This window comes from Micromonospora sp. NPDC023966 (assembly GCF_040639095.1).
Lineage (GTDB): Bacteria > Actinomycetota > Actinomycetes > Mycobacteriales > Micromonosporaceae > Micromonospora.
Genome location: NZ_JBEZZJ010000019.1, coordinates 14,812 through 32,415 on the forward strand (window position 1 = coordinate 14,812; position 17,604 = coordinate 32,415).

The window sequence follows — 17,604 nt, forward strand, 5'->3', positions numbered from 1 at the left end:
GATCAGGCGCCGACCGGGACCGCGCCGGCGACGGCTCCAGGTCGTGGCGCGGCGCCAGACGCGCCGAGCTGGAGTTGTCGCACGACCTCGGCGACGGTGCGCACAGTGGCGAACCGGCCGGCCAGGGCGTACTCGGTGCGAGCGATCATCTCGGCGGTGGACAGGGTGCGGGAGTCGGCCAGGATCTGCTCCAGCGGGGCGTCGGCCGGCAGATCCCGGTGCGGGGTGGGGAAGGTGACGGTCGCGTCGGTCACGAAGGTCATCTCGTACCCGAGGTCGCAGCCGACCCGGGCGGTGGTCTCCACACACTGCTCGGTGCGGATGCCGCAGACCGTCACCTCGCGGATCCCGGCGAGGGTGAGCACCTGCTGGAGGTTGGTGGTGGTGAAGGCGTTGTGCGAGGTCTTGACCAGCGTCGGCTCCCCGGCCGCCGGGGCGAGGCCGTCGATCAGCCGGACGTGCCCGAGCGCCGGGTCGAAGACGCCACCGGTGCCCGGCTCGGCGTGCAGGACCCAGACCACCAGGTCGCCACGGCCGCGGGCCGCGTCGACCAGCCGGTTCACCTGGTCGACGATGTCCGGCTGGGAGGCGTGGGCCCAGATCGGGCGCTGCCGGAAGGACTCCTGGACGTCGATGACGACGAGTGCTGCTCTGCTCATGGGCTCGATCCTGGTCGGGCGGGCGCCCGGCCGGCAGACACCATCATGCCCGGATGCGGAACGATCCGGCCACGCCCCAGGCGCGGATCAGGCGGTGCGGGTACGGCGGTCCTGGCGGTCCAGCTCGACGGCCTGCTCCGGGGTCGGCGCGGTGCCGCCCAGGTGGGCCGGCTGCCACCAGGCGTCGTCCGGGCCGCTGGGCTGGTCCGGGTACTCCCGCTGGGCCCGGTCGACCAGCGCGGCGAGCCGGGTGCGCAGTTCGGCGGTCAGGGCGTTGCCGTCCGGGTAGTCGGCCGGGTCCATCGGCTCGCCCACCAGGATGCTGATCGGGGTGTGCCGGCGGGTCAGGGTGCGCGGCCGGCCCTTGGTCCACAGCCGCTGGGTGCCCCAGAGCGCGACCGGCAGCAGCGGCACGGCGGCCTCCTGGGCCATCCGGGCCGCGCCGTTCTTCAGGTCCTTCACGGTGAAGGAGCGGCTGATGGTCGCCTCCGGGAAGACGCCGACCACCTCGCCGCGGCGCAGCGCGCCCACCGCCGAGGCGTACGACCCGGCGCCGGCGGCCCGGTTCACCGGGATGTGTTTCATGCCGCGCATCAGCGGGCCGGAGACCTTGTGCCGGAAGACGGACTCCTTGGCCATGAACCGGACCAGCCGGCGGGAGTCGTGCGCGCCGTACCCGCAGAAGATGAAGTCGAGGTAGCTGACGTGGTTGGACGCCAGCACCGCCCCGCCGGTGCGCGGCACGTGGTGGCTGCCCTCGATGCGCAGGCGCAGGTCGAGAGCGCGGAACATCGTCTTGGCGGCGAGGATCACGGGCGGGTACACGAGTTCCGACATTCGCCAACTTTACCCCGAGTAGGTTACGCGACCGTAGGGGCGAAAGGCGCCCGCTCTGCCATCCGCAGAGCGAGTGGCGGGCGGCGCCCCCGAGCGGCCAGCATGGCCGGATGACCGATCGCGCGGTACTGCTCTGGATCCACGGCGGCGGGTGGCGGGCCCGCTCCGACGAGGACGGGTCCGCCCTCGCCCCGCTCGGGCTGCGGGTGGTGCCCGCCACCTACCGCTTCGCGGCCGAGGCCCACTGGCCGGCCCAGCTCGACGACGTACGCGCCGCCGCGCGCGCCGCCCGGGCCGCGGCGGGCGGGTTGCCGCTGCTGGTCGGCGGCGACTCGGCCGGCGCGATGCTGGCCCTGCACCTGGGTCTGCGCGGGGTGGAGCGGCCGGGCGACGTCCGGGCGGTGCTGGCGTACTGGGCGCCGGTCGACCCGGTGGACCCGGAGTGGCAGCGGCTGCGCCGCCACGACGACCCGTGGGTGGGCCTGCTCGGCCACCCGCCCGCCGCGGGCGACGCGGCGACCGTGGACGCGACCGTCGCCAGCCATCTGGGTTCGGGCGTGCCGGTGCTGCTGGTGCACGGCCGCGACGACGCGGCGGTGCCGGCCGCCCAGTCGGTCCGGCTGGCCGGCCGGCTGCTCGCCGCCGGCCACCCGGCGCACCTCTGGCTCACCCACGGCGGGCACGCGCTCGACCTGGCCCGCCCCGACATCCGGGCGGTCACCGCCGCGTTCCTGGACACCGTCCTGCCGCCGGCCTGAGCCGACTACGGTGCAGGGCATGCCCGAGCTCACCGCCATCGTCATCCACTGCCGCGACCCCTACCTGCTCGCCCCGTTCTGGAGCACGGTGACCGGGCTGCCCGTGGTCGACCAGGACCGGGTGAAGCTCGCCGACCGGTCGCTGGAGCCGGACGAGTCGGTGCTGCTGCGCGACCCCGCCGGCCGCCGGCCCGACGTCTGGATCAGCCCGGTCGACGACCTGCCCGCCTCCGGCCGGATCCACCTCGACCTGGTCGGTGACGCCGAGGAGCGGGCCGCCGTGCTGGAGGCGGGCGCGACGGTGGTTCGCGAGCTGCCCCGGTGGACCGTGCTGGCCGACCCGGAGGGCAACGAGTTCTGCCTGCTCCCCGAGAGCGAGGCGCACGGCGACACGCTGCTGCCCGGGCACTGAGCGCGCGGGCGCCGTCGGGCCCGCGGGCTCGGCGGCGCCGGTCAGTCGACCATGTTGCGCAGGTCGATCCGGCCCCGGGCGAAGGCGTCCACCCGGCCCCACCGGCCCGGGATGTCCAGCACCTCGATCCGGCCCATGCCGAGGGGCAGCCGCGGGTCCACCGCGAGGTGTCCCTCGTGCGGCTCCAGGCCCAGCATGGTCCGGATCAGCATCAGCGGAGCCCCGGTCGACCAGGCCTGCGGGCTGCACGCCGTCGGGTACTCCACCGGGAACTTGGTCAGCTCCCGCTGGTAGCCACCGAACGCCTCCGGCAGCCGCCCGTCGAAGTACCGCGCCGCGTCCAGGATGCCGTTGGCGATGGTGGCGGCCTCCTCGGCGAAGCCGTACCGGCGCAGGCCCCAGGCGATGAAGGAGTTGTCGAACGGCCAGATCGTGCCGTTGTGGTAGCCGATCGGGTTGTAGCGGACCTCGCCCTCGGCCAGGGTGCGCACCCCCCAGCCGGAGAAGAGCCGCGGACCGACCAGGTGTGCCGCGATCTGCGCCGCCCGGTCGTCTTCCACGATGCCGCTCCACAGCAGGTGGCCGATGTTGGAGCTGAGCACGTCGCACTGCCGGCCGGTCGGGTCGAGGGCCAGGGCGTAGTAGCCGCCGTCGGGCACCCACCAGTCCCGGTTGAACCGCTCCTTCAGCTGCGCCGCCTCGCGTTCCAGCTGGTCGGCGTACGCCGGATCGTCCCAGAACTCCCGGGCCAGCCGGGCGGCCCGCATCTTCGCGTCGTACGCGTACCCCTGCACCTCGCAGGTGGCCCGCGGGAACGGCGGCAGCGTGCCGTCGGAGTAGGAGATGGAGTCCCAGGAGTCCTTCCAGCACTGGTTCTCCAGGCCGGTGTCGCTGTTGCGCCGCTCGTACCAGATGTAGCCACTGCCGACCAGGTCGGCGTAGTCGTCGATCCACTTCAGCGCGGCCCGGCACTCCCGTTCCAGCTCCTTGACCAGCGCGACGTCGCCGCTCCACTTCTCGTACTCGTCGAGCAGGACGATGAACAGCGGCGTCGCGTCCACCGAGCCGTAGTACGGCGAGTGCGGCTGCTCCTCGAAGGCGGCGGTCTCGCCGTAGCGCATCTCGTGCAGGATCCGGCCCGGGTCCTCGTCACGGAAGTCGTCGAACCGGGTGCCCTGCAACGCGCCGAGGATGCGCAGCGTGGTCTTCGACATCTCCGGGGCGAACGGCAGCACCTGGAGGCAGGTGAGGATGCTGTCCCGGCCGAACATGGTCATGAACCAGGGCAGACCGGCGGCCGGCAGCGTCTGCCCGCCGAGCGAGAGCGGCGAGAACCGCAGCGCGGCCAGGTCGATCAGGCTGCGCCGGTACGTCGAGGCCAACTGCTCGTGCTCGGTGTTCACCTTCGGCGCCCGGGCGACCCACTCCTCCAGGTCGTGCTGGAGGGCCAGCCGCTCGGTGCCGTGCGCGCGCAGCCCCATCCGCAGGTCCCGCCCGCCCGGTCCGACCGCGTGCGTCTGCACGTCGATGGCGGTGTCCCACTGCTCGTTGGGTTCCAGGTGGATGCTCCAGGCGAACCCGTTGTGGTCGTAGCGGGCCGGCCGGGAGGCGGAGATGACCGTCTCCCGGCGGAAGTTGCCCCGCCGGTAGCCGAGCCGGAGCTTGTCCGACTCGGCCTCGGCGTAGGTCTCGCCCTTCTTGTTCAGGATCTCGTCCTTGACCTGGAAGAGGTCGGCGAAGTCGGCGCCGGCGTCCATCCGGATCTCCAGGTCGACCGCCTTCTCGTCGTGGTTGAGGATGGTCAGCGACTCCCGGAAGCTGCCCCCCACCGCCCGCTCCCGGATGATCGACAGCTTGGCGTCGATGTAGTGCGTGGCCATCCCCGGCACCAGGAAGAACCGGGCCTCGTAGTACTGGAGGTCGTCGTAGGAGAGCGCATTCAGGCGCTCGCCGTTGACGGTGAGCACCCACTTCGAGAGGAACCTCATGTCCAGCGAGAAGAGGCCGGTCGGCTCGCTCGGCGTGGCCTCGATGTCACCGGTGTCCTCGGAGACCACGAACGTGTTGCCGTCCAGGATCCGGATGGTGTTGCTCGCGGCCATCAGACAGTCCTCCTCTGGAACGAGTGGCGCGGTCCCCGGGAGTCCGGCGGACCGGGAAAGATCCGCTCGATCTGCAACACCAGGCGCAGGTCACCGGAGACCGTCATGTCCCCGCGCAGCAGGGCGGCGATGGTGTTCTCCTCACCGCTGACCAGCTCGCCGAAGAGCCGCGGTTCGGTCCCCACCACGGTGTCGGCCTCCTGGTCCTCCTGGCGGACCCGGAGATTGCCCCGGTCGATCTCCAGCAGCCAGTGCGTGGTCTGCGGCCCCTCGTGCAGGTCGAACCGGAGGGTTCCGGAGGTCTTGGCCAGCAGCGGTTCGAACCCTCGCCGGTCCAGTTCCTCGAAGAATCTCGTGGTCATGTCCATCCGGGCGACTCCTCCCGCGATCCGCGGCCTCCGACGTCCGAGGACGGGTCCCCACCGCGGTACGGGGTCAACCTCGCCCGGTTCGGGTGAGTCGGCCTTCGGATGCCGCGGCGCCTGCGCGTCCAGGGCAGCGCGAAACGCCGGCCCCCGAACCGGGAACCGGCGTCACCGCGGCGGACGAGTCAGTTGTTCGGTTCGTCGGCGCTGATGTCGGCGAGCACCGACTGGGGCTCCCGCTCCACGGCCAGGTCACCCATGGAGACGAGGCCGACCAGGCGGCCGTCGTCGATCACCGGCAACCGGCGGACCGCGTAGGTGCGCATCAGGTCGGCGGCGGCCACCGCGTCGTCGTACTGGCTCACCGTCACCACGTCCTTGCTGGTGATCTGGTTGAGCCGGGTGGTGTTGGGATCCATGTTCTCGGCCACGCCCCGCACCGTGATGTCCCGGTCCGTGACGATGCCGACCACGTTGTCGCCATCGGTCACCACCACGTCGCCGATCGCGCTGTCCCGCATTTCCTGCGCCGCGGCGGTGAGGGTGTCGCTGCCGTCCATCGTCACCAACCGGGTCGTCATGAACTCTCCGACCGTTGTCATGGTGCTCCCCTCTCGGTGTCGGCACGGCGGTCTACCCGGCGGCCCGGGTGAGGTAACCCGGACCCCTTCCGCCGCGCCGCTCAGCCGCGTGGAGGCATCCCGTAGACCCGCTCGACGTGCAGCCGGAGCACCAGCCGGTGCTCGGCCACCATGGCCCGCCGGAAGTCGTCCCAGTCCGGGTGTTCGCCCTGCACCGCCCGGTAGAGCCCGACCAGTTCCTCGACGGTCGGGTCGTCCGGTCGCTCCGCCACCGGGGTCAGCTCGGCGCGGGCCTCGGCCACCGCGTACGCCCAGCCGTCCTCGCTGCTGACATGGAAGCTGGCCCGGGGGTCACGGCGCAGGTTGGCGGTCTTGGCCCGGCCGTCGGTGACCGAGATCCGGATCAGCCCGGCCTCCCGGTCGAAGGAGAAGACCACCGTGGACAGCTGTGGCCGGCCGTCCCGCTTCAAAGTGGCGAGCACGCCGAGCCGGCGGCTCGCGATGAGGTCGGTCAGGGCCTGCCGGGTCCGCTCGTCCGCCAATGGGGGCCTCCCGTGTCGACTGGTGGGGTCGTACCCATCTCACCGCATTTCCCGCCCGCGTGCCCGGCCACCGGCCGGGCACGCGGGACCGGGATCAGCGGAGTTCGGCGGCGACCAGTTCGGCGATCTGCACGGCGTTGAGGGCGGCGCCCTTGCGCAGGTTGTCGTTGGAGCAGAACAGGGCGAGGCCGTGCTCGACGGTCTCGTCGGCGCGGATCCGCCCGACGAAGGTGGGGTCCTGGCCGGCCGCCTCCAGCGGGGTCGGCACCTCGGAGAGCGCCACGCCCGGCGCGCCGTCGAGCAGCTCGCGGGCCCGGGCCGGGGTGATCGGCCGGGCGAAGCGCGCGTTGACCTGGAGGGAGTGGCCGGTGAAGACCGGCACCCGGACGCAGGTGCCGGAGACCTTGAGCCCGGGAATCCCGAGGATCTTCCGGCTCTCGTTGCGCAGCTTCTGCTCCTCGTCGGTCTCGAAGGACCCGTCGTCGACGATCGCGCCGGCCAGCGGGAGCACGTTGAAGGCGACCGGACGGGCGAACGAGCGCGGCGCGGGGAACTCGACGGCCGAGCCGTCGAACGCGAGTTCGGCCGCGTGCTCGGCGACCTTGCGGACCTGCTCGTCCAGCTCCGCCACGCCGGCCAGGCCGGCCCCGGAGACCGCCTGATAGGTGGCGACGACCAGGCCGACGAGCTCGGCCTCCTGGTGCAGCGGGCGCAGCACCGGCATGGCCGCCATGGTGGTGCAGTTCGGGTTGGCCACGATGCCCTTGGGCCGGTCGGCGACGGCATGCGGGTTGACCTCGGCGACCACCAGCGGCACCTCGGGGTCCATCCGGAACGCCGAGGAGTTGTCGATGACGACCGCGCCGGCCTCGGCGACCCGGGGGGCCAGTTCCTTCGCGGTGCCCTTGCCCGCCGAGAAGAGCACGATGTCCAGGCCCCGGTAGTCCGCCGTGGCGGCGTCCTCGACGGTGACCTCGCCGTCGCGCCAGGGCAGCGTGCGCCCGGCCGACCGGGCCGAGGCGAACAGCCGCACCTGCTCCGCCGGGAACTCGCGCTCCGCCAGCACCTGCCGCATCACGCCACCGACCTGGCCGGTGGCCCCCACAATGCCGATCCTCATGCCCGCGAGGCTACCCAGCTGGACGGCGCCGGCGGGAACGCTTTCCCACCGCGCGGGCCGCGCCGGCGGCCCGCGCCTTCGCCGATCGGGTCCGCCACCTGCAACGACAACGCCCGACGGCGGGCCGCCGGCGGAGAATCCCCCGCCGGCCGGGCCCCCGGCCGCAGCATCCGCGTACGGCACCCGATGACCGCCGACCGGCCGACGCGACGCGAATCACACCCGGTGCCGCGCCGTCAGGCGGTGTGGTCGACCACCTCGCCGAGGCCGGCGGCCACCAGCTCGTCCCGGATCACCGCCGAGTCGCCCTCGACGACCATGGTGAGCGACTCCGGGTGCAGGTGGGCGGCGGCCGCCGCGGAGACCTCCTCGACGGTCGCGGCGAGCAGCGCCTCGCGCAGCCGGGCGTGATAGTCGTCCGGCAGGTCGTGCACCACCAGCGTGGTCAGCGCCGAGGCGATGGCCCGGGGGCTCTGCAGCTCGACCGAGAGCTGGCCGGCCCGCCAGGAGCGGGCGACCGCCAGCTCGTCCTCGGTCACCCCGGTCAGCCGGGTACGGGACACCTCGCCGACCGCCTCGACCAGGGCCGGCGCGGTCACCGCGGTCTGCACCCCGGAGCTGATCGCGAACCGGCCGAACCGGCGGGACGAGGCGAAGTCGCCCCGGATCCCGTACGTGTAGCCGCGCACCTCGCGGATCAGGTGGTTGAGCCGCGAGGTGAACGCCCCGCCGAGCACCGTGCCGGCCAGCGTCATCGGCACGTGGTCCGGGTGGGCGCGGTGCGGCGACGGGTGCCCGAGGCGGAGCGTGGACTGCACCGAGCCGGGACGGTCGACCAGGATGATCCGCCGCCGGTCCGACACCGGCACCTCGATCGGGCCGCCCTTGTCCACGGCGCCGCCGCCCGCCCCGGTGAACACCGTCGCGGCGAGCGCGTCGAGATCGATCCGCTCCAGGTCACCGGCGACGATCAGCGTGCCGGGGCGGATGAGCCACTCGGAGTGGAAGACCGTCACGTCGTCCACGTCCAGGGCGGCCACGCTCTCCGGGTCGCCGTAGAGCGGGCGGCCCCAGCGGTTGTCCGCGCCGAAGAGGTCGGCGCGGAGCACGGCGTCGGCTCGGGGACCGGGGTTCGCCCAGTCCATCCGCAGCGCGGTCGCCTCGTCGTCGCGGACCCGGCGCACGTCGGCCGGGTCGAGCTTCGGCGTCCGCACCGCCTCGGCGAGCAGTTCCACGGCCGCGCTCAGCCGGTCCACCGGCGCCTGCACGCTGATCTGGAAGGAGTCCCAGTCCAGGCCGGTCACCAGCTCGGTGCCGAGCGCCTCGATGGCCAGGGCGTACGCGGTGGCGTCCCGCTGCGCGGTCCCCTCCTCCAGCGCCTTGGCCAGCACCCCGCCGAGCCCCTCCTTGCCGACCGGCTCCCGAGCGGCGCCGCCGTCGAGCAGCAGCAGCGCGACGGCGAGGTTCTGCCCGGGCAGGTGCGCGGCGACGACCTGCCCGCCGGCGGCGGACCGGCGGACCACCTGCGGAAACCGGTACGGGCGGGCGGCGCCCGGGCCGGGACGGGCGGTGATCAGCGTCATGAGGTCTCCTCGGGCAGGTAGGAAAGGGTCGCCCGGTCGGCCGGGCCGAGCAGCTCGGCGGCCTGCTCGGCGATCTGTTCCGCGGTGACGGCGAGCCAGGCGGGCAGCCGCTCGGCGGCCTTGGCCGGGTCACCGAACTGGGTGGCGTACCGGCCGAGGGTGTCCGCCCGGCCGTCCACCGTGGACATCTGCCGCCACCACATGGTGCTCAGCAGCGCCTTGGCCCGGTCCAGCTCGGCGGCGGTCACCGGCACGGTGGCCAGCTCGTCGACCACGTCGGTCAGCCCCTCGCGCAGCCGCTCCCCGGTCACCCCGGGGCGGGCCGTGGCGGTGGCGATCAGCGGCGCCGGGCCGTGCGCGAGGTCCACCCCGTACGCCCCGACCAGGTCCGGCTGGGCGATCCGCTCGCCGTCGGCGAGCCGCTGGTAGAGCCGGCTGCCCCGGCCGCTGCCCAGCACGGTGGCGAGCACGGTGGTCACGTCGTAGCCGGGCGTGCCGAACGGGTGGGTGCGGTGCGCCAGGTAGACCCGGGGAGCGGGCACGTCGGCGGTGACCATCTCCGCCGCGGGCCGCCCGGTCGCCGGGACGGTGCGCCCGTCCGGGGCGGCCGGGATGTCGTCGCGCGGCGGCAGGGCGCCGAAGTACTTGTCGGCCAGCGCGAACACCTCGGCGGCGGTGGTGTCGCCGACCACGGTGAGGACCGCGTTGTTCGGCGCGTACCAGGTGCTGTGGAACGCCTGGAAGGTGGCCAGGTCGGCGGCGTTCAGGTCGGCCATCGAACCGATCGTGGCGTGGTGGTACGGATGGCCGGGCGGGTAGAGCAGCGGCAGCAGGCGCAGCCAGGCGTCGCCGTACGGCACGTTCTCGTAGCGCTGGCGCCGCTCGTTCTTGACCACGTCCCGCTGGTTGTCCAGCGTCTCCTGGGTCAGCGCCGGGACCAGCCCGCCCATCCGGTCGGCCTCCAGCCAGAGCGCCAACTCCAGGTGCTCGGCCGGGACCGTCTCGAAGTAGTTGGTCCGGTCCGGGTTGGTGGTGGCGTTGAGCGAGCCGCCGGAGCCCTGGATGAGCTTCATGTGCTCGGTCTTCGCCACGTTGACGGAGCCCTCGAACATCAGGTGCTCGAAGAGGTGGGCGAAGCCCGTCTGGCCCGCCGGCTCGTGGCGGGAACCCACGTCGTACCAGAGGTTCACGGCGACCGCGGGGGCGGTGCGGTCCTCGCTCACCACCACGCGTAGACCGTTGTCCAGTCGGGTCGTCTCGATCGGCCAGGGGTAACCGCTGTCGGGCATGGCACGACGCTATCCGATCTCGCGGGTGGAAAGGTGACGCGCGGGGAGCATCGTCCCCGCGTGCCGGGGTACTCGCCCGACATGTCCTCCCCCGCATCGTCCGCGGTCGAACGCGCCGCCGCCGCACTGGCCCGGCTCCGGCACGCCCGGCTGCTGCATCCCGCCGGCCGCACCTTCTCCGCCGAGGTGCTGATCTGGGGTACGCCGGGCCCGCCGACCGGCGTGCCGCTGCTCGACCTGCCCGGGCGGTGGCCGGCGACGGTCCGGCTGTCCAAGGGCGTGCCCACCCCGGGGAGCTGGCCGGACGTGCTCGGGGTGGGCATCCGGCTGCACCGCGACCCGGAGTCGCCGGTGGACCTGCTCGCGAGTTCGAGTGGGGCCGCGCCGGTGCTGCGCCACCTGCCGCTGCCGCGGCGTCGCTTCACCGGGACGTACAGCTCGATCATGTCGTTCCGGGCGGGCCGGCGGCGCCTGTACCTGGCGGTGCTGGCCGACCCGGACTCGCCGGAGCTGGGCCGCGGCCTGGCCGAGCTGTCGGCGGTGGCCGGCGACGACGGGCCGCGGCTCGTGCTGGCGGTGGCCTCGGCGGTCGGGCCGTGGCGACCGTTCGGCGAGGTGCGGATGGACGGCCGGCGCGGCGCCCGGGAGGACGCCGCGCTGGCCTTCGATCCGATCGGCAACGCGCCGCCGGGCCTGCGGGTGGTCGGTCCGCTCGCCTGGTTGCGGGACACCACCTACCGGGGTTCCCAGCGGGCCCGCGGCGCCACGGCTCAGTCGGGCGGCTCGACGGGGGTCACGGTCTGATCGGACGTCCGGTGCTCCAGCACCGTGTCCGGGGCGGCGTTCCGGTCCTCCTCCCGGATGTCCGATTCGGCGAGGATCCCGTCGGCCTGCGCCTCCGGGTCCTCGCTGCCGACCGCCGCCTCCTCGGGCAGCAGGTGGGCCCGGGACTCGATCCGGTCCTGGTCGCTCTGCTCCTGGCTCATGCCGTTCCCATACCCCCGCCGGAAGACCGCGGAACCCCCGCGCCTCCCACCATGCGGTACGCGGAGCAGGTCATTCGGCCCACCGTTCCCGCACCCCGCGATGGCCCCACCGGCGCCCCGCCTCCCAGATATCGGGACGACCGGCCGGCCCAGCCCTGCGATCAACGCGCGCGGACGGCCGGCGGACACGTCCGGTGCCGCCCGCGTTACCCGGCGTTCCATCGATCAGCGTTAACATGGGGCGCGGCTTGCCCGACGAGCGGGTGAGACCCGCCCATCCCGTCGGGTACGCTGGCGGGCGTGACGCGGTCGTATCGATGGTTTAGGCAGCCGGCTGGAGGAGCCGGTGACTCAACCATGAGCTGACGTCACTCCTCTTCGAGCCGGCCGGGCAGGGATGATTCCCTGCCCTTTCGCGTACGAGCAGCCGGCTCGATCCCGGGCGCCGGCCCCGGGCACGGTCGGCGGAAGGAACCCCACCGTGACGACGACCCCGGATGTCCATCGGGTCATCGACCAGCGGATCGACCGTGTCGTGCCGCTGACCACCCCGGCTCTGCTGCACCACCACCTGCCGCTCGAGGAGTCCCTCGCCGAGGCCGTGGTGGCCGGCCGGCGTGCCGTCGGCCGGGTGCTCGACCGCGCCGACGACCGGCTGCTGGTCGTGGTCGGCCCCTGCTCGGTGCACGACCCCGCCGCCGCCCTGGAGTACGCGGGCCGGCTGCGCCAGGCCGCCGACCGACTCGCCGACGACCTGCTCGTGGTGATGCGGGTCTACTTCGAGAAGCCGCGCTCGACCGTGGGCTGGAAGGGCCTGATCAACGACCCGGGCCTGGACGGCTCCGGCGACGTGAACACCGGCCTGCGCACCGCGCGGGCGCTCCTGCTCGACGTGCTACGGCTGGGCCTGCCGGTCGGGTGCGAGTTCCTCGACCCGATCACCCCCCAGTACATCGCCGACACGGTGGCCTGGGGCGCGATCGGCGCGCGGACCGTGGAGAGCCAGGTGCACCGCCAGCTCGCCTCCGGGCTGTCCATGCCGATCGGCATGAAGAACCGCCCCGACGGCAGCATCGCCACGGCGGTGGACGCGATCCGGGCGGCCGGCGTGCCGCACGTCTTCCCCGGCATCGACGTCTCCGGCACCCCGGCGATCATGCACACCCGGGGCAACGCCGACGGTCACCTGGTGCTGCGCGGCGGCGGTGGCCGGCCCAACTACGACGCGGAGTCGGTGGCGGGCGCGCTCGACCTACTGCGCGCGGCCGGGCTGCCCGAGCGGGTGGTGGTGGACGCCAGCCACGCCAACAGCGGCAAGGACCACCGCAACCAGCCGGTGGTCGCCGCCGACGTGGCCGCCCAGCTCGCCGCCGGTCAGCGCGGCATCGTCGGCATCATGCTGGAGAGCTTCCTCCAGCCCGGCCGCCAGGACCTCGACCCCACCCGCCGGCTGACCTACGGCCAGTCGGTGACCGACGCCTGCATCGGCTGGGACACCACCGCCGAGGTCCTCGACCACCTCGCCCAGGCGGTCCGCACCCGCCGCGCCACCCTCCCCACCCCCGCCTGAAGCACCCCCACCCGCCCCACCCCAGCCGTCAGGCGGCCGTTGATCATGAAGTTAGCGGCGGCTTACTGCCGCTAACCTCATGATCAACGGGACGGGGTCGGGGCGGGTGGCGACGTTTGACCGATTCGGGCCCGGGTAGCTGATCGGCGTGACCGACGACGCGCCCGTGACCGAGCAGCCGGAGACCCGGCAGCTCGACGAACTGCTCGACGACATCTTCCGCGGCCAGGAGCGGGTCACCCAGGCGAACATCTACCGCCGGGCGGTGTCCGCCGAACTTCCCGCCGAACTGCTGTCCCGGATCGCGGCGCTGCCCGAGGGTGAGTACGCGGTCGACGAGGCGGCCGACCTGCTCGGCGGGACGGCGGGCTGAGCGTTCCGCGGACGGCCCGAGGACGGAGAGGACAGCGCGATGAGCGACCGTAACCAGGAACACGAGCATCCCCCGGCGCTCGGCCAGCCACCGGAGGGCACGGACACGCTGCCGGACCCCGACTTCGCCGGCGAGCACGACGAGACCGCGGTCGCCGACGACATCATCACCGGCGAAGACCGCGACGAGCGGGAGCCGGAGGCGTCGCGCGGCTGGGCCGGCGAGGACCACGGCACCACCCCCACCTGAGCGGGCCGAACACCAAAAAAGGGGGCCGGCGCGGTGCGCGGCCCCCTTTCCGTCGTGAGGTCACTCCGCCTGGTGCCCGCCCTCGGCCGCCTGCTGGGCCGCCGCGTAACCCATCTGGAGGAAGTCGGAGGCGGCCACCGCGGTCAGCGCGGTGGCGACCAGCCGGGTCAGCCGGGGCGCCAGCACCAGCCCGCCGGTGAGGCCGGTGGCCACCCAGACGGCCAGGCAGAAGGGGCAGCTCACCAACTCGCCAACCGCGTGCCGGGTCGGGCTGCCCTGGTCCCGGACCTCCTCCATCACCTCGCCGCTGCCGATCGGGTGGTCGTACCGGGTGAACGGCGCGCGCAGCGGGCTGGTGATCGCGTCCTTGGAGAGCAGCCGGCTCAGCTTGTGGGTCGCGATCGAGAGCAGCACGACATCGCCGGCCGAGGGCCGCTCCGGCACCGGGCGGCCGGACGCCTTGACCAGGCCGACCAGCGACGCGGTGACCGCGCCGTAGGTGCCCATCGCCAACAGGTAGCCGCCGAGCGGCCGGTGCTCGTGCGGCGCGTACGCCTGGCGTATCCGCGCCACCTTCTGTTTCAGGCCACTCCCGGTCACCCGGCCTCCTCGATCGTCGTGGCGGTGCCGGCTCAGCCGGCGGTCAGGTTGTCGGCCACCTCGCGGGCGAGGCTGGCCAGGATCTCGTCGGCCATCCCGTGGTCGGTGCCGTTGAGGTCCAGCCGCACCCGGGCGCCACCGGCGTCGGCCGGCTCGACGTCGATGTCCGCCGACCAGCCGGCGGACTCGGAGCTCCAGCGCGCCCGCATGTCCTCGGCGTCGACCACCTCGACCCGGTGGGTGCCGGACCGGCGCAGCTCCTCGGGCAGCCAGGCCGACGACCGGTCCGGGTCCGTGGCGGTGTTGAAGACCACCTCGGGCGGCGCGGACATGCCGCGCTCGGCGTGGCTGGCCATCAGGCGTCCCGCAGCCGGCTCGGGTCGACCTCCCGGCCCGGGTGCCGGGCCAGGTACTCGGTCTCCAGCTCGGCGGTGCGGCGCAGGTGGTTGGCGAGCGCCGAGTCGGTGGCGTGCCGGAGGGTGTCCAGCCGGGTCCGGTGCAGGCTCTGCATCTCCCGGATCAGGTCCTCGTCGCCGAGCTCGGCGGGGTCCACCCCGAGCAGCTCACCGTCCACGTCCTGGGTGCGCGCGTGGTCGCCGTCCCACTCGGTCACCCGCTGCTCCGGACTGGCGTCACGGCGTACTGATTCGGTCATCGTCGCCCCCTCGTCTCGTTCGGGCTGGCGTCTAGACGAATGCCCAGCCGGGGTGTCACCAAACCCCGATCCACCTACGACGCCGCGTCGGAGACGGCTGGCGGGCCCGGTACCCTCGATGGCATGAAGCGGCTCTGGACACCGGCGTGGATCGCTCGCCACGTGGCCATGGTCGTGCTGGTGGTGGGCTTCCTCGGGCTGGGCTGGTGGCAGGTCACCCGGGCCGCCGGAGGCAACACGCTGAGCTTCGGTTACGCGATCGAGTGGCCGGTCTTCGCCGGCTTCGTGATCTTCGTCTGGTGGCGTGAGCTGCGGCACACGCTGCGGGCCACGCGCGAGCAGCGGGCCACCCCGGCGCCGCCTGCGGCCGCCGACCCCGAGCCGGCCGCCACCACCCCGGCGGTACGCCGGCCGGTGCGGGTCAGCCGGGTGCCGGCCGCCCCGGTCGACGGGGTCGACGACGGCGAACTGGCCGCGTACAACCGCTACCTTTCCTGGTTGAACGCCAACCCGGGCGCGAGGCCCGGCGACTATCCCGGCTGAGGCCGGTGCGGAAGGACGGACGACGGTGGGCGGAGCCCTTACCCGGTACCGCGTGATCGCCTGGATCGTGGGCGTCGCGCTGGTGGTGCTGGTCCTGATCGGCATGCCGCTGAAGTACGGCTTCGACAACCCGACCGTGGTGGCCGTGGTCGGCACCGCCCACGGCTGGCTGTACATGATCTACCTGGCGCTGACCTTCGACCTGTCGCGCCGCACCGACTGGCCGCTGAAGCGGATGCTGCTGGTGATGCTCGCCGGCACCGTGCCGTTCGTCTCGTTCTACGCCGAGCGCCGGGTGAGCCACTGGCTGGCCGCCGAGCAGCCGAAGCGCACCCCGGCGCCGGTCGCCGGCTGACCCGGGGCGGTCAGCGGTTCGGCCGCCACGGCTGGGCCGCCGGCGGGTCCGTCCAGCCGCCGTGGCGTACCCCCTCCCGGGCCCGTTGCAGGGCCCGGGTGACCTGACCGAACTGCCGCTCGTCGTCGCTGCTGAACAGCAGCACCTCCGCGCCGCCGAGCCGTCCCCACAGCTCGTGCGCCCGGGGCCGCCAGCGGTCCCCGACCAGCACGAGCAGCAGTGGCAGCAGCCCCACCGCGCCCAGCGTGAGGTACGCCGCCGCGGTGAGCCGTTGCAGCCCGCCGGTGAAGCCGAGCAGCAGGCCGACCGCGCCGATCAGCGCGGCGGAGACGGCGACCGCCCGGAGGGCGAGCCGGTCCTGCGGGCCGCGGGCCGTCCAGAGCTGCGTGATGTCGGCGACCGGCCAACTCTTGCGGCCGACGGTGAAGCGCTCGCCGGTGACCACGATGCCCGGCCGGGCGTAGAGCAGGGTCGGTGTGGTCGCGCCCGGTGACCGGGGCGGGCGGGTGGTGGAGCCATCGGTCTGCACGGCGGCCTCCCGGGGATCGCGGGGCCGGGTGCCGCGCCGACGATGCTGCCGCGCGGGATTCCCGGGCTCCGCGCTTCATTGTGTTGCGGGCCCGCCACCCCGGCCGGGCGTTTTCCCTGGCCACCCGCCTGCCGCCGGGAGAGCATCGCGCCGGGAAACGGGATCGATATCCGCCTTTGTCGTAACTTTGCGGAGCGTTGCCTGGCGACATCCGCCCAGAACGACGAATCGGGCCAGTGGCGCGATACGCCCACCGGACGCCGGTTCCGCGACGGCCCGCCCGCGAACCGGTCACGAAGCGTCACCCGTACCGGCGGCACTTCCTGGCACTTTGCCAACTTTCGCCCCTGCTTCAACTCACCGCCACACCGGTCACGGGTTAGGTTGGGCAGGCTGGTCCGGTCGACCGCCATCCACCCGGATGGCCCCGGGCCGGTGTCGCCGGGTCGCGCGCGCCGCCCGGCGAGGAGTCGGAGAGGAGCCTTCCGCTCTTGTCGTCCTTACGGATCCTGCTGCGCTCGCTGGCGGTCGCCGGCCTCTCGGCCGCGCTGCTCGCCCCGGCGTCGGTGGCTCGCGCCGAGCCCACCCCCGCCGAGCTGACGAAGCAGATCGAGAAGTCCTCGACTGAGCTGGAGCGAATCGTCGAGTCGTACAACAAGCTCAACGAGGAGATCAAGGCCAACAAGGCCACCGCGGCCACGTTGCAGGCCAGGATCGGCCCGCTGCAGGAGCAGGCCGAGCGGAGCCGCGCCGACGTGGGCGTCCTCGCCGCGACCGCGTACAAGACCGGGGGCATGCGCACCGCGCACGCCCTGCTGGAGCCGGGCGGGCCGGCCACGCTGCCGGACCGGCTGGGCACCCTGGACCAGCTGACCCGCCAGCGACAGCAGACCATCGCCGGCTTCACCGAGAACCAGCGCCGGCTGATCGACCAGAAGACCCGGCTCGACGCCACGCTGGCCCGGGAGGCGGCGCAGGCCAAGCAGCTGACCGTCGGCAAGAAGAAGATCGAGGCGGACCTGGCCCGCCTCTACGAGCTGCGCCGGAAGGCGTACGGCCGGGCCACCGAGGCGCCCGCGAAGTCCAGCTCCGCCGGCAGCGCCCCGGCCATCTCCGGCTCCGCCGGCGTGGCCGTGCGCTACGCCTACGGTGCGATCGGCAAGCCGTACGGCTACGGCGACGACGGCCCAGGCAGCTACGACTGCTCGGGCCTGACCCTGGCGGCCTGGCGGGCCGCCGGCAAGTCCCTGCCGCACAACGCGGCGATGCAGTGGGACGCGACCTCACGGATCAGTCGTGGTTCGCTGCAACCCGGCGACCTGGTGTTCTACTCCGGCCTCGGCCACGTGGCCATCTACGTGGGCGGGGGCCAGATCATCGACGCGCCCAGCGCGGGCCGCAACGTCAACAAGCGGGACATGGACATCATGAGCATCGCCGGCTACGGCCGGGTGCGCTGACCCCGAGACGACGAACGGCCGGCGTCCCCCTATCGG

At 73.5% G+C, this 17,604-nt stretch carries 23 protein-coding genes; 9 read left to right on the forward strand and 14 right to left on the reverse strand.

What is annotated here, in order from left to right; translation table 11 throughout:
- Positions 1–2: 2 nt before the first annotated feature.
- Together AB0F68_RS22835 and AB0F68_RS22840 are read right to left on the reverse strand one after the other, a co-directional pair.
- On the reverse strand, positions 3–659 hold the full coding sequence (locus tag AB0F68_RS22835) for an isochorismatase family protein (protein WP_357341572.1): 657 nt from the start codon (positions 657–659) through the stop codon (positions 3–5).
- 87 nt (positions 660–746) lie between these two features.
- Positions 747–1,496, reverse strand: a complete 750-nt coding sequence (locus tag AB0F68_RS22840; protein ID WP_357341573.1) for a lysophospholipid acyltransferase family protein — start codon at positions 1,494–1,496, stop codon at positions 747–749.
- Positions 1,497–1,606: 110 nt separating this feature from the next.
- Here AB0F68_RS22840 and AB0F68_RS22845 point away from each other — a divergent pair, with 110 nt between their 5' ends.
- Positions 1,607–2,254 carry an alpha/beta hydrolase gene (locus AB0F68_RS22845; RefSeq protein ID WP_357341574.1) on the forward strand — a complete coding sequence of 216 codons (648 nt, stop codon included), beginning with the start codon at positions 1,607–1,609 and terminating at the stop codon, positions 2,252–2,254.
- 19 nt (positions 2,255–2,273) lie between these two features.
- On the forward strand, positions 2,274–2,666 hold the full coding sequence (locus tag AB0F68_RS22850) for a VOC family protein (protein ID WP_357341575.1): 393 nt from the start codon (positions 2,274–2,276) through the stop codon (positions 2,664–2,666).
- Positions 2,667–2,707: 41 nt separating this feature from the next.
- On the opposite strand, the gene AB0F68_RS22855 is transcribed toward AB0F68_RS22850, so the two are convergent.
- The 7 genes from AB0F68_RS22855 to AB0F68_RS22885 form a co-directional block, all read right to left on the reverse strand.
- Positions 2,708–4,768: a glycogen debranching N-terminal domain-containing protein gene (locus AB0F68_RS22855; RefSeq protein ID WP_357341576.1), complete on the reverse strand. Its 2,061-nt coding sequence runs from the start codon at positions 4,766–4,768 to the stop codon at positions 2,708–2,710.
- A complete protein-coding gene (locus tag AB0F68_RS22860; protein WP_357341577.1) occupies positions 4,768–5,136 on the reverse strand; it encodes an SCP2 sterol-binding domain-containing protein in 369 nt (122 codons plus the stop codon). The genes AB0F68_RS22855 and AB0F68_RS22860 overlap by 1 nt, the downstream gene beginning before the upstream one ends.
- 182 nt (positions 5,137–5,318) lie before the next feature.
- Complete coding sequence (locus AB0F68_RS22865) at positions 5,319–5,735, reverse strand: CBS domain-containing protein (RefSeq protein WP_189197835.1); 417 nt, start codon at positions 5,733–5,735, stop codon at positions 5,319–5,321.
- 80 nt (positions 5,736–5,815) lie between these two features.
- Positions 5,816–6,256 carry a PPOX class F420-dependent oxidoreductase gene (locus tag AB0F68_RS22870; RefSeq protein ID WP_357341578.1) on the reverse strand — a complete coding sequence of 147 codons (441 nt, stop codon included), beginning with the start codon at positions 6,254–6,256 and terminating at the stop codon, positions 5,816–5,818.
- Between the two features lie 94 nt (positions 6,257–6,350).
- Positions 6,351–7,376, reverse strand: a complete 1,026-nt coding sequence (locus AB0F68_RS22875) for an aspartate-semialdehyde dehydrogenase (RefSeq protein WP_357341579.1) — start codon at positions 7,374–7,376, stop codon at positions 6,351–6,353.
- Between the two features lie 236 nt (positions 7,377–7,612).
- Entirely contained in the window at positions 7,613–8,959 is a 1,347-nt protein-coding gene (locus tag AB0F68_RS22880) for a pitrilysin family protein (RefSeq protein WP_357341580.1), read from the reverse strand.
- On the reverse strand, positions 8,956–10,248 hold the full coding sequence (locus AB0F68_RS22885) for a pitrilysin family protein (protein WP_357341581.1): 1,293 nt from the start codon (positions 10,246–10,248) through the stop codon (positions 8,956–8,958). Before AB0F68_RS22885 ends, AB0F68_RS22880 begins: the two co-directional genes overlap by 4 nt.
- Positions 10,249–10,329: 81 nt before the next feature.
- On the opposite strand from AB0F68_RS22885, the gene AB0F68_RS22890 reads away from it, so the two are divergent.
- The gene (locus tag AB0F68_RS22890) at positions 10,330–11,052 is read left to right on the forward strand and encodes a phosphodiesterase (RefSeq protein ID WP_357341582.1); all 723 of its coding nucleotides are present in this window, start codon (positions 10,330–10,332) and stop codon (positions 11,050–11,052) included.
- Here AB0F68_RS22890 and AB0F68_RS22895 read toward each other — a convergent pair.
- On the reverse strand, positions 11,019–11,234 hold the full coding sequence (locus AB0F68_RS22895) for a hypothetical protein (protein WP_357341583.1): 216 nt from the start codon (positions 11,232–11,234) through the stop codon (positions 11,019–11,021). The genes AB0F68_RS22890 and AB0F68_RS22895 overlap by 34 nt on opposite strands.
- A 481-nt stretch (positions 11,235–11,715) precedes the next feature.
- Here AB0F68_RS22895 and AB0F68_RS22900 point away from each other — a divergent pair, with 481 nt between their 5' ends.
- The 3 genes from AB0F68_RS22900 (at position 11,716) to AB0F68_RS22910 (ending at position 13,426) form a co-directional block, all read left to right on the forward strand.
- Entirely contained in the window at positions 11,716–12,804 is a 1,089-nt protein-coding gene (locus AB0F68_RS22900) for a 3-deoxy-7-phosphoheptulonate synthase (RefSeq protein WP_357341584.1), read from the forward strand.
- 148 nt (positions 12,805–12,952) lie between these two features.
- A complete protein-coding gene (locus AB0F68_RS22905) occupies positions 12,953–13,177 on the forward strand; it encodes a hypothetical protein (RefSeq protein WP_357341585.1) in 225 nt (74 codons plus the stop codon).
- Between the two features lie 39 nt (positions 13,178–13,216).
- Positions 13,217–13,426 carry a hypothetical protein gene (locus tag AB0F68_RS22910; RefSeq protein WP_357341586.1) on the forward strand — a complete coding sequence of 70 codons (210 nt, stop codon included), beginning with the start codon at positions 13,217–13,219 and terminating at the stop codon, positions 13,424–13,426.
- 60 nt (positions 13,427–13,486) lie between these two features.
- Here AB0F68_RS22910 and AB0F68_RS22915 read toward each other — a convergent pair whose 3' ends face one another.
- The 3 genes from AB0F68_RS22915 to AB0F68_RS22925 are packed head-to-tail and all read right to left on the reverse strand — an operon-like array spanning position 13,487 to position 14,681.
- Positions 13,487–14,026 (reverse strand): DUF1360 domain-containing protein, encoded by a 540-nt coding sequence (locus AB0F68_RS22915; RefSeq protein ID WP_357341587.1) that lies wholly within the window; start codon positions 14,024–14,026, stop codon positions 13,487–13,489.
- Between the two features lie 32 nt (positions 14,027–14,058).
- Complete coding sequence (locus AB0F68_RS22920; RefSeq protein WP_355644524.1) at positions 14,059–14,382, reverse strand: hypothetical protein; 324 nt, start codon at positions 14,380–14,382, stop codon at positions 14,059–14,061.
- Entirely contained in the window at positions 14,382–14,681 is a 300-nt protein-coding gene (locus AB0F68_RS22925) for a DUF6158 family protein (protein ID WP_091269715.1), read from the reverse strand. Before AB0F68_RS22925 ends, AB0F68_RS22920 begins: the two co-directional genes overlap by 1 nt.
- Before the next feature lie 123 nt (positions 14,682–14,804).
- Here AB0F68_RS22925 and AB0F68_RS22930 point away from each other — a divergent pair, with 123 nt between their 5' ends.
- Both AB0F68_RS22930 and AB0F68_RS22935 read left to right on the forward strand, forming a co-directional pair.
- The gene (locus tag AB0F68_RS22930) at positions 14,805–15,224 is read left to right on the forward strand and encodes a hypothetical protein (RefSeq protein WP_357341588.1); all 420 of its coding nucleotides are present in this window, start codon (positions 14,805–14,807) and stop codon (positions 15,222–15,224) included.
- A 25-nt stretch (positions 15,225–15,249) separates the two neighbouring features.
- On the forward strand, positions 15,250–15,579 hold the full coding sequence (locus AB0F68_RS22935; RefSeq protein ID WP_357341589.1) for a DUF3817 domain-containing protein: 330 nt from the start codon (positions 15,250–15,252) through the stop codon (positions 15,577–15,579).
- 10 nt (positions 15,580–15,589) lie between these two features.
- Here the strand turns inward: AB0F68_RS22935 and AB0F68_RS22940 are convergent, their stop codons facing one another.
- The gene (locus tag AB0F68_RS22940) at positions 15,590–16,108 is read right to left on the reverse strand and encodes a DUF6232 family protein (protein WP_357341590.1); all 519 of its coding nucleotides are present in this window, start codon (positions 16,106–16,108) and stop codon (positions 15,590–15,592) included.
- 491 nt (positions 16,109–16,599) lie between these two features.
- On the opposite strand from AB0F68_RS22940, the gene AB0F68_RS22945 reads away from it, so the two are divergent.
- Positions 16,600–17,568 carry an NlpC/P60 family protein gene (locus tag AB0F68_RS22945; protein WP_357341591.1) on the forward strand — a complete coding sequence of 323 codons (969 nt, stop codon included), beginning with the start codon at positions 16,600–16,602 and terminating at the stop codon, positions 17,566–17,568.
- Positions 17,569–17,604 lie beyond the last annotated feature (36 nt).